We start from the raw sequence: 15,634 nt of genomic DNA, 5'->3' as shown, positions 1-15,634 counted from the left end.
CCGGTCAGGCGCGGGAGCGGGTGGTGCCGCCGTTGACGTGGAGGATCTGGCCGACGAGGGTCGGGAGGCGCTCGTCGGCCAGGAACGAGACCGCCGCCGCGACCTCCTCGGGGGTCGCGATCCGGCCGAGGGGCGCCCGGGCGGCGTACCGGGCGCGGATCTCCTCGACGCGCACGCCCGCGGCCGCCGCGTCCACCTCCAGCAGCGGCGTGTCGATCGCGCCCGGCGCGACCGCGTTCACCGCGATGCCGAGCGGGGCGAGTTCGCGGCCGAGCGACTTGGCGAGAGCGACGACCCCCGCCTTGGACGCCGAGTAGGCGCTCGCGTTCGGCCACCCGATCAGCCCCCACTCGGACGCGGTGAACACCATCCGGCCGCCGCCGCGCTCCACCATGCCCGGCATGACGGCCTGCGCGCACGCGAACGTCCCGCCGAGGTCGTCGTCGACCGCGCGCCACCAGCCGCCGCGGTCCTGCACTTCGGTGAACGGGACCATCTCCAGCCGGCCGGCGCAGGTGACGAGGAGCGCGATCTGGCCGCCCGTGCGGCGCTCGATCTCCGCCACCATCGCGGTCACCGCCGCCGGGTCGGAGACGTCGGCCGGCGCGGCGAGGCCGTTCAGCTCGGCGGCGAGCGCGGCCACGTCCCGCCCGGGACGGTCGTTGAGGGCGACCATGCGGCCGTCGGCCGCGAGCCGGCGCGCCACGGCCGCGCCGAGCCCGCCGGCCGCCCCGGTGATCAGCGCGATCGTCATCAGAGCACCGTCCCGGCGTTCGGGGAGAGGACCTCGCCGGCGCAGAACGTGCCGTCCTCGACGAGGTAGGCGACGGCGAGCGCGACCTCCTCCGGGGACGTCAGCCGCCCGGCCGGCACCCCCTGCAGGTAGGACGGCCTGCGCCAGGGCGAGTCGGACGGGACCATCGGCGTGTTGGTCGGGCCGGGCGCCACCGCGTTCACCCGTATCCCGGACGGTCCGAGCTCCACCGCCAGCGACCGGACGAACCCGATCACCGCGCCGGTGGCCGCCGAGTAGTGCGCCTCGGCGCTCGCGCCGCCGATGGCGAGGTGGGAGGTGACCGCCACCATGCTGCCCCGGCCGCGCTCGGCCATCCCCGGCGCGACGGCCGCGCACACGTTGACCACACCGCCGAGGTGCACCCGCAGCATCCGCCGCCAGTCGGGCCAGGCGATGTCGGACATCGGGACGATCGCGTGGTGCCCGGCCGCGCACACCGCCGCCTCGACCGGGCCGAGCTCCCGCTCGATCCGCCGGACCGCCGCGCTCACCTGCGCGGGTTCCGCCACGTCCACGCTCACCGAGTGGTAGGTGTCCGGGGCCTGGCGCAGGTCGAGCCCCGCCGTCCGCCAGCCGCGCCCCGCCAGCTCGCGCACCAGCGCGGAGCCGACGCCACCGGCCGCCCCGGTGACGAGCGCGACCCGCCCGTCCATGAGATCACCTCGCAACCCTCCGAAAACACCAGGCAAACCCGGCATAACCGCTGGTGACAAGCATCATGGGGATTTCTTGGCCGAACCCACCACGGCGCGCCCGGCCTTTCGTGCACTTGCCCAAAACACGGTCACGGCCGCGGGAGGGCGCCCGGCCGGGGTGAGAGGGTGAGGCTGTGACCAGCGATTCCGCGCTGCCGCACCTCACCGTCCGGCAGCTCCTGGAGGTGCCGCGCTTCCGGCTGCGCCTGGTCGCCGGGCAGGACGGCCTCGACCGCCCGGTCCGCTGGGCGCACTCCACCGAGCTGCTCGACCCCGGCCCCTACCTGCGCGGGCAGGAGGTCGTGCTGACGGTCGGCGCGTCGCTGCGGGACGCGGGCGCGTGCGCCGCGTTCGCCGCCTCGGTCAAGGCCGGCCGCGCGAGCGCGATCGGCTACGGCGTCGGCGACATGACCGACGCCGTCCCCGCGGAGCTGCGCGACGCCTGCGACCGGGCCGGCCTCCCGCTGCTGGAGGTGCCGCCGGAGATCCCGTTCCTCGGGTTCACCGAGTGGTTCGCCGAGCGGCTCGCGTCCGCCGGCGACGAGCGGCACGAGCGGGAGGAGACCGGTCGGCTGCTGCGCATGGTGCGCGACGGGCTCGCGTCCGCCGAGGCGCTGCGCTCCCGGATCGACGACGCCGGGCTCGACCCCGCGTCCCTGCTGGTGATAGCGATGGACGGCGCGGTCGAGGAGCAGCTGCCCGGCGTCCTCGGCCTGGACGAGGACACGGCCCTGCTCGTCACCAACGACGCCCACGCCTGGACCGAGCCCGCCGGCGTCGGCAGCCCCGGCCCGCTCGAGCACCTGCCGCTCTCGCTCGCCGAGAGCCTCACCGCGCTGGACGCCGCGCGCCGCGGCGGCGGGGTCGTGCACGCCGCCGACCTCGCCACCTTCCAGGCCCTCCTCGGCCGCCTCGACCAGGACCAGCTGGCCCCGTTCACCGAGCAGATCGCCCGGCCGCTGAGCGACTACGACGCCGCGCACGGCACCCGCCTCACCGAGACGCTGCGCACCTTCCTGGACATGGGCGGCGCGGTCGGGGCGACGTCGCGGACCCTGTTCCTGCATCCGAACACCCTGCGCCACCGGTTGTCCCGGATCGAGTCGCTGACCGGCCGCGACCCGATGCGGTTCGAGGACCGGGTGGCGCTGGCGATCGCCGTCTGGGCGGGGCGCTGAGGGCCGTCCCCCGTCCAGAATCGTCTGATATGGACGGGATTAGGGGTTTGCGGCCTTCGGTGATGAGGGCAGCGCGGTTCGGCAAAATCTCGGAAAAGAGCGACGTCGATTCCCGGGTGCCCAGTCCGATCATCATGACGGCGCGGACACCGGTCCCTGTCCCCACCGAAAGTGATCATTTCCGGTCGTCCGGCCGGTGCCCGCACGGGTCCGTTCCTGGATCACCTTCGTCGCTCCAGGCGCACGCGCCACGCCGATTTCGGCGTTCTGACCACCCTGCGTATTCATTGTCGTCCTGAATGGGCGGGCGGACAGGTCCGAATTCCGCTTTTCCGGCCGCTCTTGGGATGGGGGGTCTAGGTTTGCCGCGAGAGGTGCCCGTACCTGCTGGAAGGAGCGTCAGACATGACGGATGCCACCCGGGGCCCGGGAAAGGGATCGGACACCAAGATCAACACTGATGTCCCGCAGTCGGCGCGGATCTGGAACTACTGGCTCGGGGGGACCGACAACTACGAGATCGACCGGGTCGCCGGCGACCACTACGTCGGGCTCTACCCGGGCATCGTGGAGATCGCCCGCGCCGGCCGCTACTTCATGGACCGGGCGATCCGGTTCCTGGCCCGCGAGCGCGGGATCCGCCAGTTCATGGACTGCGGGACCGGCCTGCCCACCGTCGACAACACCCACGAGATGGCCCACCGCGCAGCCTCCGACGCCAAGGTCGTCTACGTCGACAACGACCCGCTCGTCCTCGCGCACGCCCGCGCCCTCATGAACGAGGGCCGCACCGCCTACATCGACTGCGACCTGCACGACCCGAAGACGATCATGGATCGGGCCTCGGAGCTGCTGGACCTGTCCCGGCCCGTCGGGCTGATGATCATCGGGGTGCTGGGGCACATCGTCGACCCCGACGAGGCGTACGGCGTCGTCCGCGGGCTGATGGACCCGCTGCCGTCCGGGAGCTACCTCATCCTGCACGACTCCACCGACGAGAACGAGAGGTTCAACGCGGCGCAGCGCGCCTACGACGAGACCGGCGCGAACCCGTTCCGGCTGCGCACACCCGAGTTCATCCGCGGCTACTTCGACGGCCTGGAGATGGAGGAGCCGGGGCTGGTGACGAGCGGGGCGTGGCGTCCCGAAGTGGGGCCGATCGAGGGCGAGGCCCTGCCGACCAGGTGCGGGGTGGCCCGTAAACCCTGACGCGCCGTGCCGAGAACCGCCGGAGGGGTCCGGACCACGTGGCCCGGACGGTAGGTAACATACGGTCTTATCTCCGACGCGCAGCGTGAACTATAGTCGGAGCGGTCGTCCATGCCGTCTTCTGATGAGGAGTCCCCCCTTGGCCTCCGTCACGATCACCGGCAGCAGGAAACCGACGTCGTCGCGGAGCGCTCCGGCCGGTGCGGCCCGCGCGCAGGGCGACCCGCTCGTCCCGCGCATGCTGCTCGCCAAGCGGCTCCGCGAGCTGCGGGAGGCGGCCGGGCTGTCCCGGCCCAGGGCGGGCCTGGCGATCGGCGCGTCCGAGTCGAAGATCACGCGGCTGGAGCTGGGCCGCACCCGCGCCAAGGCCGGCGACGTCGCCGGGCTGCTCGACCACTACGGCACCGACCCCGGCGAGCGCGCGACCCTGCTCGCCCTCGCCGAGCAGACCGGCGCGCGGCCCTGGTGGCACGGCGACGGCGACATCGTGCCGCGCTGGGTCCGCGACTACCTCAGCGCCGAGCAGGCGGCCAAGCTGGTCCGCACGTTCGAGGCCCAGTTCGTCCCCGGCCTGCTGCAGACCGAGGACTACGCCCGCGACCTGGTCCGCCGCCTGCACCCCGAGTCCGAGGCCGAGGTCGAGCGGCGCGTGGAGCTCCGGATGCGGCGCCAGCGCGTCCTGCGCCGCCGGCCGCGCCCGCTCAACCTCTGGGTCGTGCTGGACGAGGGGGCCCTCTGGCGTCCCGCCTGCGCGCCCGAGACGATGCGCATGCAGATCCTGCACATCGTCGAGCAGTGCCGGCGGCCGAACGTCACCATCCAGATCGCGCCCCTCGGCATCTCCGGCCAGGTGGCCGGCGACGGGTCGCTCACCCTCGTCCGGTTCCCGCAGCAGGGCCTCCAGGACATGGTCTATCTGGAGCGTCCCGACAATGCCGTCTATCCGACGCGGCGCGCCGAGATCGAGCACCACTGGCACATTTTCAACAGGCTGGTCACCGAGGCCGCACCTCCCGAGCAGACGCCCCGGATACTCGCGCGAATCCTCACCACCTACCGAACCGCCTACTGGACGACGTACTGAGCCGGCCGCCGCCCGCTGCGCGCGGCCCGTGGCCCCCGCCTGCCGGGGGCCACGATCGGTTTATGGGTGAATGCGCCATGACCACCGGTGATCGCCCGCGCCTCCGATTCCATATTCCCGCCTGACCGCTTCCGGCCTATATTCATAACGGACGGAAAATCGGGAGGCTCAGCGCGGCCGATCGGGGACGTACGAATCATGGGCCCCGTCGATGGCCATGTTTACCGGTCGGTCACCCGGTTAACGGGCATCGATGTACGCCCCCGCGCCGCCACCGCCCCAGGGGGAACACCATGTCCGTCAGCGAGCGATTGTGGAACGCCACCGAGGAACGCCGGGCGAGGACCGAACTGCAGGCCGGGGAGAACTTCCCCGTCGCCTCCCGGCTGCTTCCCGCACGCCACCGCGCGCACCTGCTGAACGTGTACGGGTACGCGCGGCTGGTCGACGACATCGGCGACGAGGCGCCGCCGGGCGAGCGGGCCGGCCTCCTCGACCTCGTCGAGCGCGACCTCGACCGCGTCTACGCGGGGGAGCGGCCGGAACTGCCCGTGCTGCGCGACCTTGCCGGGACGATCGTCGCACGCCGCGTCCCGGCCGAGCCGTTCCGCCGCCTCGTCCAGGCGAACCGCCAGGATCAGGACGTCACCCGGTACGCGACGTTCGACGACCTCCTCGGCTACTGCGCGCTGTCCGCCGACCCGGTCGGGCACATCGTCCTGCACGTGTTCGGCGCCGCCACGCCGGACCGGCTGCGCCTGTCGGACAAGGTGTGCACCGCGCTGCAGATCATCGAGCACTGCCAGGACGTCGGTGAGGACCACCGCAACGGCCGCGTCTACCTGCCCGCGGACGACCTGCGGCGGTTCGGCTGCACCGAGGACGACCTCACCGCCCCGGCGACCCCGACCCGGCTGCGCGGCGTCGTGGCGCTCCAGGCGAAGCGGGCGCGGCGCATGCTCGGCGAGGGCGCCGCCCTCACCGGCGGGCTCCACGGGTTCGCGCGGATCGCCGTCGCCGGATACGTCGCGGGCGGCCTCGCCGCCCTCGACGCGCTGGAGCGCGCCGCCTACGACGTCCTGCCGGGCCCGCCACGGCCGAGGAAGGTGCGGCTGCTCGCCGAGTGGTCGCGGACCATGGGAAGGAGAAGGGCAGCATAGATGGACGCATCCACCGCCTACCGGCACTGCGAGAGCGTCGTACGCTCCCAGGCGCGCAACTTCTCTTACGGGATCCGGCTGCTTCCCCCGCCCAAACGGCGCGCCCTCAGCGCCGTGTACGCGTTCGCCCGGCGGATCGACGACATCGGCGACGACCACGGGGCGCCCGTGGCGGACCGGCTCGCGAAGCTCGCCGACGAGCGCGCGCGGCTCACCGACCTCGGCGCCCATCCCCGCGACCCCGTGCTGGTCGCGCTGGCCGACGCGGCCCGCCGCCACCCGATCCCCATCGACGTGTTCGGCGAGCTGATCGACGGCTGCGAGGCCGATGTGCGCGGCGAGACCTACGACACCTTCGAGGACCTCCTCTGGTACTGCCGCTGCGTCGCCGGTTCCGTCGGCCGCCTGTCGCTCGGCGTGTTCGGGACGGCCGACCCCGCCACGGCCGTGCCGCGCGCCGACGCGCTCGGCGTCGCGCTGCAGCTGACGAACATCCTCCGCGACGTCCGGGAGGACGGGCTGAACGGCCGCGTCTACCTTCCCGCCAAGGACCTCGTCCGGTTCGGGTGCACGCTCGACCGCGACGAGGCGGGCCGGGCGACCGACGACCCCGGCCGATCGGCGAGCCTCATCCGCTTCCAGGCGGACCGGGCGGGGCGGTGGTACGCCGACGGCCTGAAGCTGCTGCCCATGCTCGACCGGCGCAGCGCCGCGTGCGCGGGCGCGATGGCGGGCATCTACCGGCACCTGCTGCGGCGCATCACGGCCGACCCGCTGGCCGCCCTGGAGACGCGGACGTCCCTGCCCGCCTGGGAGAAGGCGACCGTGTCCGCCATGGCGATGGCCGGGATCCACCGGTGAGCGCCCGCGACGGCGGCCCGCCGGAGGTCGCGATCGTCGGCGGCGGGCTCGCCGGGGTCGCCACCGCGCTGGCGCTCCAGGAGGCGGGAGTGCGCGCGACGATCTACGAGGCGCGCCCCCGGCTCGGCGGCGCCACCCACTCGTTCTCGCGGGACGGGCTGACGGTCGACAACGGGCAGCACATCTTCCTGAAGTGCTGCTCGGCGTACCAGGGGCTGCTCGCCCGGCTGGACGCGCTGGACCGCGTCCGCGTCCAGGACCGCTTCGACGTCCGCGTCCTGACCCCGGACGGCCGCGGCGGACGGCTCCGCCGCGCGAAGGCGCCGGGACCGCTGCACCTGCTGCCCGCGCTCGCCGGGTACCGGCTGCTGTCGCCGTCCGACCGGCTGCGGGCGGTCGGCGGGTCGCTGGCGCTCGGCCGCGCCGGCCCGTCCGACCCGTCGAACGACCGGATCAGCATGGGCACCTGGCTCGCCGAACACGGGCAGGGCCCCTGGGCGCGCGAGGCCCTCTGGGAGCTGTTCGTCACGGCCGCGCTCAACGCCCGCCTGGACGGCGCCGCGTTCGGCCCCGCCGCGTTCGTGTGCCAGACCGCGCTCCTCGGCCGCTCGGACGCCGCCGACATCGGCGTGCCCGCGGTCCCGCTCGGCGACCTGCACGGCACCCTCCCGGCGGCCAGGATCGAGCGCGACGGCGGCCGGATCCACCTGAACGCGAAGGTCACGGCGATCGACGCCGGGCCGAAGCTCGTCGTGGACGGCTCCCCGGTCGGCGCCGACGCCGTCGTCGTCGCCGTGCCCCACCGTGCGGCGGCCGCGATCGTCCCCGAGGAGGCGGCCCCCGGCCGGGCGCGCTGGGGCGGCCTCGGCTCCAGCCCGATCGTCAACGTCCACGTCGTCTACGACCGTCCCGTCCTGCGGGTGGACGGTGCGGACCCGCCGTTCGCCGCGGCGGTCGGCTCGCCCGTCCAGTGGGTGTTCGACCGCACCGAGGTCGGCGGCCTCACCGGCGGCGGCCAGTACCTGGCGGTCTCGGTGTCGGCGGCCGACCGCTGGATCGACACGCCCACCGCCGAGCTGCGCGCGGTGTACCTCGCCGAACTGGAGCGGCTGTTCCCGGCCGCCCGCCGCGCCCGCGTCACCGACTTCTTCGTGACGCGGGAGCGGCACGCGACGTTCCGTCAGAGCCCCGGCAGCGACGCGCTGCGTCCCGCGTCCGCGACCCGGCTGCCGTGGCTGTTCCTCGCCGGCGCGTGGACGGACACGGGCTGGCCCGACACGATGGAGGGAGCCGTGCGCAGCGGCCTGACCGCGGCCCGCCTCGTCCGCCGCCACCTGCACCGGGCGGCCTCGGGCGGGGTGAGCGGCCGATGACCGCCGTCCCGACCCCGATCACCGACGGGCGCGCCCTGGTCGACCGGGCCATGCGCGCCTCCGCGGAGCGGCTCGACCCGTGGACCCGCCGCGTGGACGGTGTTCGGCCCGTCCGCCGCCATCCTCGGCGACGACGCGCTGATGGCGCTGTCGGAGAACCTGCTCCTGGACCGGCCGCCGGGCGCCACCTCGACGACTCGGGCATCGACGATGCCGTGGCCGCCGAGTTCCGCGACATCGCGCTGTTCGTCACCTCCCGGGACCACTGACCCCGCCGCGCGCGAGAAGGGAAGCGCTGAATGACCACCACCGACGTGTCCGGACTCACCGGCGCGGCCGCCGCCGTCGAGGCCGCCCGCGACCACCTGATCGGCCTCCAGGCGCCCGAGGGCTGGTGGAAGGGCGAGCTGGAGACCAACGTCACCATGGACGCCGAGGACCTCCTGCTCCGCCAGTTCCTCGGCATCCGCTCCGACGCCGACACCAAGGACGCGGCGCGCTGGATCCGCTCCGTGCAGCGCGACGACGGCACCTGGGCGAACTTCCACGGCGGCCCCGCCGACCTGTCCACGACGATCGAGGCGTACGTCGCGCTGCGGTTCGCCGGCGACCCGGTGGACGCCGGGCACATGCGCGAGGCCGCCGCGTACGTGCGGGAGGCGGGCGGGATCGAGGGCAGCCGCGTCTTCACCCGCATCTGGCTGGCGCTGTTCGGGCAGTGGTCCTGGGACGACCTGCCGGTCATGCCGCCCGAGCTGATGTTCCTGCCGAGCCGCGTCCCGCTGAACGTCTACGACTGGGCGTGCTGGGCGCGGCAGACGATCGTCCCGCTGACGATCCTCGGGTCCCTGCGTCCCGTCCGGGCGCTGCCGTTCGACCTGCCCGAACTGCGCTGCGGCGTCATGCCGGCCAGGGACGCCCGGGGCTGGGGGGCGGCGTTCAACGCCCTCGACCGCGTCCTGCACGTGTACGAGAGGCGGCCGGTGCGCCCGCTGCGCCGGGCGGCGCTGCGCCGGGCCGCCGACTGGATCGTCGCCAGGCAGGAGGCCGACGGCTGCTGGGGCGGCATCCAGCCGCCGTGGGTGTACTCGCTGATGGCGCTGCACGAGCTCGGCTACGGCCTCGACCACCCGGTCGTCAGGCGCGGCCTGGACGGGCTCGAACGCTTCACGATCCGGGACGAGAGGGGACGCCGCCTCGAGGCGTGCCAGTCGCCCGTCTGGGACACGGTGCTCGCCATGAACGCCCTCGCCGACGCGGGGGTTGCCGCCGACCACCCCTCCCTGCTGCGGGCGGCCGAGTGGGTCGTCGGCGAGGAGGTCCGCGGGCCGGGGGACTGGGCGGTGAAGCGGCCGGACGTCCCGCCGGGCGGCTGGGCGTTCGAGTTCGACAACGACGTCTACCCCGACACCGACGACACCGCCGAGGCGATCCTGGCGCTGCGCAGGGTCTCCCTTCCTGCGGCGGAGGAGCCGATCAGGCGGGCCGTCCGCTGGCTGGAGGGGATGGCGTCGCGCGACGGCGGCTTCGGCGCCTTCGACGCCGACAACACCCGCGAGCTGTGCACGAAGCTGCCCTTCTGCGACTTCGGCGCCGTCATCGACCCGCCGTCCGCCGACGTCACCGCCCACGTCGTCGAGGCGCTGTCGAAGGAGGGCCTCGCGGAGTCGGCCGTGGTCAGGCGCGCCGTCGTGTGGCTGCTCAGGGCGCAGGAGGCGGACGGCTCGTGGTTCGGGCGCTGGGGGGCGAACCACGTGTACGGGACGGGTGGCGTGGTGCCGGCGCTCGTCGCGGCCGGGGTCGGTCCCGGCAAGCCCGCGATCCGGCGCGCGGTGGTCTGGCTGGAGGACCACCAGAACCCCGACGGGGGCTGGGGCGAGGACCTGCGCTCCTACGACGACCCCGCGTGGATCGGGCGGGGCGCCTCCACCCCGTCGCAGACGGCCTGGGCGCTGCTGGCGCTGCTCGCCGCCGGCGAGCGCACCGCGGCCGTGGAGGCCGGCGTGCGGTGGCTCGTCGACCACCAGCGCCCGGACGGCACCTGGGACGAGGACCAGTTCACCGGCACCGGCTTCCCCGGCGACTTCTACATCAACTACCACCTGTACCGGCTGGTGTTCCCCGTGAGCGCCCTCGGCCGCTACCTGGAAGGCGCGAGATGAGGCGGCTCGCGCGCGGCCCGGGGGAGACCACCGGGTTCACCCTGCACAAGGAGGTCCGGACACCATGAGCATGCCGCTCCGCCAGAGCCTTCGCATCGGGGGCTACATCCTGCGCAACAAGCTGCGCGGCCGGGAGAAGTTCCCGCTCATCGTCGAGCTGGAGCCCCTGTTCGCCTGCAACCTCGCCTGCGCCGGCTGCGGGAAGATCCAGCACCCGCACGACGTGCTGAAGAAACGCATGCCGGTCGAGCAGGCCCTCGCCGCCATCGAGGAGTGCGGCGCGCCGATGGTCTCCATCGCCGGCGGCGAGCCGCTCATGCACCCGCAGATCGACGAGCTGGTGGACGAGCTCGTCCGGCGCAAGAAGTACGTCTTCCTGTGCACGAACGCGCTGCTCATCCCCAAGAAGATCGACAAGTTCACGCCGTCGCCGTACTTCGCGTGGGCGGTGCACATCGACGGCCTGCGGGAGCGCCACGACGAGTCCGTCTGCAAGGAGGGCGTCTTCGACGACGCGGTCGCGGCCGTCAGGGAATGCAGGCGGCGAGGGTTCCGCGTCACCACCAACACGACGATCTTCAACACGGACACGCCGCAGACCGTCATCGACGTCATGAACTACCTCAACGACGACCTCGGGGTCGACGAGATGATGATCTCCCCCGGCTACGCCTACGACAAGGCGCCGGACCAGGAGCACTTCCTCGGCGTCCAGGAGACGCGGGAGCTGTTCCGCAAGGCGTTCGGGGACGGCAACCGCAAGCGGTGGCGCTTCAACCACTCGCCCCTGTTCCTGGACTTCCTGGAAGGCAAGGTCGACTTCCCCTGCACGGCCTGGGCGATCCCGTCCTACTCCCTCTTCGGCTGGCAGCGTCCCTGCTACCTGATGTCGGACGGCTACGCGCAGACCTACCGGGAACTCCTGGACGAGACCGACTGGGACTCCTACGGAAGGGGACGCGACTCCCGCTGCGCCAACTGCATGGCCCACTGCGGCTACGAACCCACGGCCGTCTTCTCGACGCTCGGTTCCCTGAAGGAGTCCTTGCGGGCGGTCCGTTCGGTCTGACTCCACGGCCCGCCCAGCCCGGCACCGGCGATCCGCCGATGCCGGGCGTTTCCGAGGGCTCCGGGGCGGCCTATTTGAGGGACGTCGGCCGGTACGCCTTGTACTCGTCGTCTGAGGACAGCCCGTAGTCGAGCGTCCGGTGGTCGGTTCCGTACCGGCCGCGCTGCTCGTAGGCCCAGTACGACGAGTGCTCCTTGTCGGCCCACTTCTCGAAGATGACGACATGCCGGGTGGTGTTGCTGCCGAGGGCGTCCATGACGAGGTCGCCCTTCTTCAGTTCGGACATCCCGATGCGCTCGGTGTACCGCGACGAGGTGAGGCCGACGGTGTTCGTCCCGGGCTCCGGCAGCCCCAGCGCCATGGACACGTAGCCCGAGCAGTCGGTGCGGTAGCCGTTGTGCGTGCTGGTCTGGCTGTAGGGGACCCGCTCGTCGGAGTGCGGATGCCACATCCTGGCCCGCGTGATGACCTCGGACCGCTCGTCCGACTCCGGCTCGGCGGCCTGCTTCTGGGGCTTGGCCTTCGTCGACGGCTCGGCCTTCGCCGGCGCCTTGAACTCCTTCTGGACCTGGGCCTGCGCCCTGGCCTGCTCCTGCGGTGCGGCCTGCTGCGGCGCGGTCCGCTGTTTCGGCACGGTCTGGACGGCGGCGACCGTCTCGGTGGACGCATGCTGCAAGGTCGTCGGCACGGCCGCCGTCACGCCGAAGACGGCGAGACCCGTCAGCGTGACCGTGGCCAGGGGACCGGGCCGCAGAACACGCGACCGCTCGGTGTGCTTGCCTTTCAAGGGGGGCTCCTTGCTTCCATGTGCCGCCTACCGGGTTAGCTGACGGGTTCGGACGTGGAAGTCGCCCTACGGCCTGAGCAGGCCGATTCACCCCAGTGCGGGTTGGGTCCCCGGCTCCGCCCCATGGCGGACTCGGCGGGTGCCGCTGAGAGAAAGCGGCGCTGACGATGTGGGGCCCGATCGATGAAGCGTCTCGGGCCTTGTCGCGCGGGGATGGCACCCCGCCCCACCGTGGTGGGACAAAACGCCTGGAAGGCGTCTCGAAGGGGCAAAGCTACTGAAACCTCTCGAATACGGCAAGGTCACCTCTGAATGGAGGAAAAACCTCCACTTTTTCCCCGGACGCTCAGGGGAGTCGGTCCCCAGACCGTGACGGCACGGGAGCGGTCTAGAAACGGGGGCGTCAGAGGCCCAGCTGGGCGGCTGCCAGGGCGGTGCCCTCCACACGGGCGGCTATCTTCGCGAAGGCGGTGTCGCGGGACGTGGAGGTGTCGTCGGCGAACGGGGAGAAGCCGCAGTCGTCGCAGGTGCCGAGGCGGTCGACGGGGAGGTGGCGGGCGGCGGCGAGGACGCGGTCGCGGATCTGCTCGGGCGTCTCGACGCGCGGGTCGATGGGGTCGACGACGCCGACGAAGACGCGGGCGTCAGCGGGCAGGTGGTCGGCGACGATGGCCAGGATCCGGTCGGGGTCGGGTTCGCTGGCCAGCTGGAGGTAGAAGGCGCCGGCCTTGAGCTCGAAGAGCTTGGGCAGCAGCTCCGCGTAGTCGACGTCGAGGCTGTGGGTGGAGTCGAGGTCGCCGCCCGGGCACACGTGCACGCCGATCCGGGTGCGCTCGTCCTCGGAGAAGCGCTCCAGGACCCGGTTGTTGAGCGCGATGAATGCGTCCAGCACGCCGCCGCTGGGGTCGAGTTTGAGCGACAGCCGCCCCTCGGTGAAGTCGAGCTGCACCACGTGGGCGCCCGCGTCCAGGCAGGAGCGGATGTCGGCCTCGGCCTCGTTGACCAGGTCGTCGAGGAACATCTCGCGCGGGTAGCCGTCGATGCCGTCGGCCGGGTACAGCAGGCTCAGCGCCGAGGGCGCGATCACGGCCTGCTTGACCGGCGCGGTCGCGTGGCGCTGGGCGGCCCGCAGGTAGTCCACGGCGTGGCCGGTGTAGCGGAACGGGCCCGCCGTCAGCCGCGGCAGCTGACGCTGGTGCCCGTCGGCGAACGGGATCACCGCGCCGTCCGGGGCCAGGCCGGCCAGGCCCGCGATCGGGTAGGTGGCGAAGCTCGGCTTGGACTGCTCGCCGTCGGTCACCACCGGACAGCCGAGCTCCTCCAGCCGGCGGAGGGTCTCGCGCACGGCGCGGTCCTGGGCGCCGGACAGCTCGGTCGGCGAGGCGGTGAGCAGTTCCTGGGGACGCGGGATGCTGCCGATGGGCTCTGTGGGGAGGGGCATACCACGAGGCTACGCTACCGAGAGTGGCGGCAAAGGTGCTCATCGTGACCAGAGGTGGCCGTGTGATTCCGTTGCGGCATCACGGCGAATCCCTCCCGAGGCCGTGCGCCGGTAGCATTCGCGGGTGGTCGATGGGGGAGTGCCGAACGGGCAGCCGGTCGCGGCGGACATGGATCCCCGGCGGATCCACGCCGCGCTGAGCCTGCTGGCGGACCGGCGATGGCGGACGCTCGGCGAACTGGTCCGGGAGACGGGCGCGCCGCGGCGTTCGGTGGAGTCGCTGCTGGCGGGGCTGTCGCTGGAGCACTCCGGCGGCGACCGGTTCCGCCTCACCCCCGATCAGGGCGCCGAGATCGCCGAGTCCCTGCGCACCGGGTACCGTCCGCTCGACCCGGCCGACCCCGTGGGGCACCTGCTGCCGGAGTACGCCGCCGTGGTGGAGCGTGTGGCCGGGCTGATCGAGCGGGCGCCGCGGGCGCGGCACGTCCTGGACCATGTCTCGGCCACGCCGGAGACGGTGGTGCGGCGGGCGCTGCTCCTGGGGGCGCGGTTCTGGCTGCCGGGAACGCGCCTGCTGTGCGTGGGGGACCACGATCTGACCTCGCTGGCCGTCGGGCTCGTCCACCCGGGCGTGCAGACCACCGTGGTGGACGTCGACGAGCGGATCCTGGCCTACATCGACGCGTGCGCCGCCGAACTGGAGGTGGACGTGCGCACCCGCTGGGCGGATCTGAGGCTGGGACTGCCCGCGTCCGCCGTCGAGTACGCGGATCTGGCGGTGACCGATCCTCCGTACACGCCGGAGGGCGTCGGGCTGTTCGTGGCCCGGGCGGTGCAGGGACTACGAGACCAGGGGCAGGGCCGGGTCCTGCTGGCCTACGGGGCGAGCGACCGCACGCCGATGCTCGCGCTGAAGGTCCAGCAGGCGCTGCAGGAACTGAACCTGGTGAGCGAGGCCGTCTACCCGGACTTCAACGGCTACTTCGGCGCGGAGGCGATCGGATCGCGCGCCGACCTGTACATCCTGCGGCCGACCGGAAAGAGCCTCCCGGCCGCCGGCGCCCGCGCCGACCGGTTCGCCACCGCCATCTACACCCAGGGGCCCCAGGCCGTCGAAGCCCGGACGGCGGTGCGGGCGTCGCCCGACGACGTCGCCGATCTGCGGCCGGACGTCCTGGTCGGGGACTGGCCCAAGCAGGTGCTGCCGCAGGTGCCGCGCGTGCGGCTGACGACCTGGCTGGCCAAGCCGTACGCCGCGCGGGTGCGGCACGCGGCCGTCGCGCTGCCCCCGGGGCTGGAGGGCGCGCTGGTCCGCGTGCTGCTGGCCACGCGCGCCGAGCACGTGCGGGTGTTCCTGCCCGAGCCTCCCGGCGACCTCGCGGACGAGGCCGCGTCGCTGGCGGGCGTGTACGAGCTGACCCGGCGCGGCGCGACCGTGGAGGCGGTGCGCGCCTCGTCCGGCACGGCCGACCAGGCGCAGCGGATCGTGCGCGCCATCATGGACCGGGCGCACGGGAAGGTCGCCAACGTCTGGCGCGACGCCCTGGTCGACGCGCACGCCGGCCTGACCAAGCGGCAGGCCCGCGCAGTCGTGGCCGACGCCGCTCCCTGGGCGCGAGACGTCACGTTGCTGGAACTCCCGCTCCACCGGCTGCGTGACCTGCCCGCCGCCGTGCGCGCCTCCCTGGACCTCGCCACCACGGCATCGGCCGGGTAGAACCGGCCGGTATGGGCTGAGGTCGGCGGTTATCGGGCGCGTTCCGGGCCGTACCCTGGCGGTGGCCATCGCGGACGCCGTCACGGGGAGCCAGTCGATCTC

The 15,634-nt window shown here is 73.1% G+C and carries 14 protein-coding genes and 1 riboswitch; of the genes, 10 read left to right on the top strand and 4 right to left on the bottom strand.

From position 1 onward, the window contains the following. Positions 1-4 precede the first annotated feature (4 nt). Both CHC11_RS03855 and CHC11_RS03850 read right to left on the bottom strand, forming a co-directional pair. The gene (locus CHC11_RS03855; protein ID WP_089310125.1) at positions 5-754 is read right to left on the bottom strand and encodes an SDR family NAD(P)-dependent oxidoreductase; all 750 of its coding nucleotides are present in this window, start codon (positions 752-754) and stop codon (positions 5-7) included. After that, positions 754-1,449 carry an SDR family NAD(P)-dependent oxidoreductase gene (locus tag CHC11_RS03850; protein ID WP_089310124.1) on the bottom strand — a complete coding sequence of 232 codons (696 nt, stop codon included), beginning with the start codon at positions 1,447-1,449 and terminating at the stop codon, positions 754-756. Before CHC11_RS03850 ends, CHC11_RS03855 begins: the two co-directional genes overlap by 1 nt. A 176-nt stretch (positions 1,450-1,625) precedes the next feature. Here CHC11_RS03850 and CHC11_RS03845 point away from each other — a divergent pair, with 176 nt between their 5' ends. The 9 genes from CHC11_RS03845 to hpnH all read left to right on the top strand — a co-directional run bounded on the left by CHC11_RS03845 (position 1,626) and on the right by hpnH (position 11,587). Beyond that, positions 1,626-2,669: a PucR family transcriptional regulator gene (locus CHC11_RS03845; protein WP_089310123.1), complete on the top strand. Its 1,044-nt coding sequence runs from the start codon at positions 1,626-1,628 to the stop codon at positions 2,667-2,669. 405 nt (positions 2,670-3,074) lie between these two features. Next, positions 3,075-3,878, top strand: coding sequence for an SAM-dependent methyltransferase (locus CHC11_RS03840; RefSeq protein WP_089310122.1), 804 nt, complete (start codon positions 3,075-3,077; stop codon positions 3,876-3,878). Positions 3,879-4,017: 139 nt separating this feature from the next. After that, positions 4,018-4,962 carry a helix-turn-helix domain-containing protein gene (locus CHC11_RS03835; protein ID WP_245918686.1) on the top strand — a complete coding sequence of 315 codons (945 nt, stop codon included), beginning with the start codon at positions 4,018-4,020 and terminating at the stop codon, positions 4,960-4,962. A gap of 293 nt (positions 4,963-5,255) precedes the next feature. Continuing rightward, positions 5,256-6,122 carry a squalene synthase HpnC gene (gene hpnC, locus CHC11_RS41985; RefSeq protein WP_218825917.1) on the top strand — a complete coding sequence of 289 codons (867 nt, stop codon included), beginning with the start codon at positions 5,256-5,258 and terminating at the stop codon, positions 6,120-6,122. Further along, a complete protein-coding gene (gene hpnD, locus CHC11_RS41980; protein WP_218825916.1) occupies positions 6,123-6,983 on the top strand; it encodes a presqualene diphosphate synthase HpnD in 861 nt (286 codons plus the stop codon). Next, the gene (gene hpnE / locus CHC11_RS03825) at positions 6,980-8,356 is read left to right on the top strand and encodes a hydroxysqualene dehydroxylase HpnE (RefSeq protein WP_218825915.1); all 1,377 of its coding nucleotides are present in this window, start codon (positions 6,980-6,982) and stop codon (positions 8,354-8,356) included. The genes hpnD and hpnE overlap by 4 nt, the downstream gene beginning before the upstream one ends. After that, on the top strand, positions 8,353-8,625 hold the full coding sequence (locus CHC11_RS03820) for a hypothetical protein (protein ID WP_089310120.1): 273 nt from the start codon (positions 8,353-8,355) through the stop codon (positions 8,623-8,625). Before hpnE ends, CHC11_RS03820 begins: the two co-directional genes overlap by 4 nt. Positions 8,626-8,655: 30 nt before the next feature. Beyond that, positions 8,656-10,518 (top strand): squalene--hopene cyclase, encoded by a 1,863-nt coding sequence (shc, locus tag CHC11_RS03815; RefSeq protein WP_089310119.1) that lies wholly within the window; start codon positions 8,656-8,658, stop codon positions 10,516-10,518. Positions 10,519-10,582: 64 nt separating this feature from the next. Beyond that, the gene (hpnH, locus tag CHC11_RS03810) at positions 10,583-11,587 is read left to right on the top strand and encodes an adenosyl-hopene transferase HpnH (protein WP_089310118.1); all 1,005 of its coding nucleotides are present in this window, start codon (positions 10,583-10,585) and stop codon (positions 11,585-11,587) included. Positions 11,588-11,657: 70 nt separating this feature from the next. Here the strand turns inward: hpnH and CHC11_RS03805 are convergent, their stop codons facing one another. Together CHC11_RS03805 and CHC11_RS03800 are read right to left on the bottom strand one after the other, a co-directional pair. Continuing rightward, the gene (locus tag CHC11_RS03805) at positions 11,658-12,374 is read right to left on the bottom strand and encodes an NlpC/P60 family protein (RefSeq protein ID WP_089310117.1); all 717 of its coding nucleotides are present in this window, start codon (positions 12,372-12,374) and stop codon (positions 11,658-11,660) included. 9 nt (positions 12,375-12,383) lie between these two features. After that, positions 12,384-12,522, bottom strand: a riboswitch (cyclic di-AMP (ydaO/yuaA leader). Positions 12,523-12,777: 255 nt separating this feature from the next. Next, entirely contained in the window at positions 12,778-13,815 is a 1,038-nt protein-coding gene (locus CHC11_RS03800; protein WP_089310116.1) for a cobalamin-independent methionine synthase II family protein, read from the bottom strand. Between the two features lie 124 nt (positions 13,816-13,939). Here CHC11_RS03800 and CHC11_RS03795 point away from each other — a divergent pair, with 124 nt between their 5' ends. Continuing rightward, positions 13,940-15,532: a bis-aminopropyl spermidine synthase family protein gene (locus CHC11_RS03795; RefSeq protein WP_245918685.1), complete on the top strand. Its 1,593-nt coding sequence runs from the start codon at positions 13,940-13,942 to the stop codon at positions 15,530-15,532. Positions 15,533-15,634 lie beyond the last annotated feature (102 nt).

The sequence above is a fragment of the Actinomadura mexicana genome (assembly GCF_900188105.1).
Classification (GTDB): Bacteria; Actinomycetota; Actinomycetes; order Streptosporangiales; family Streptosporangiaceae; genus Spirillospora; species Spirillospora mexicana.
The sequence above is the reverse complement of the archived record's forward strand: the minus strand, read 5'-3'. Positions and strand labels throughout refer to the sequence as shown.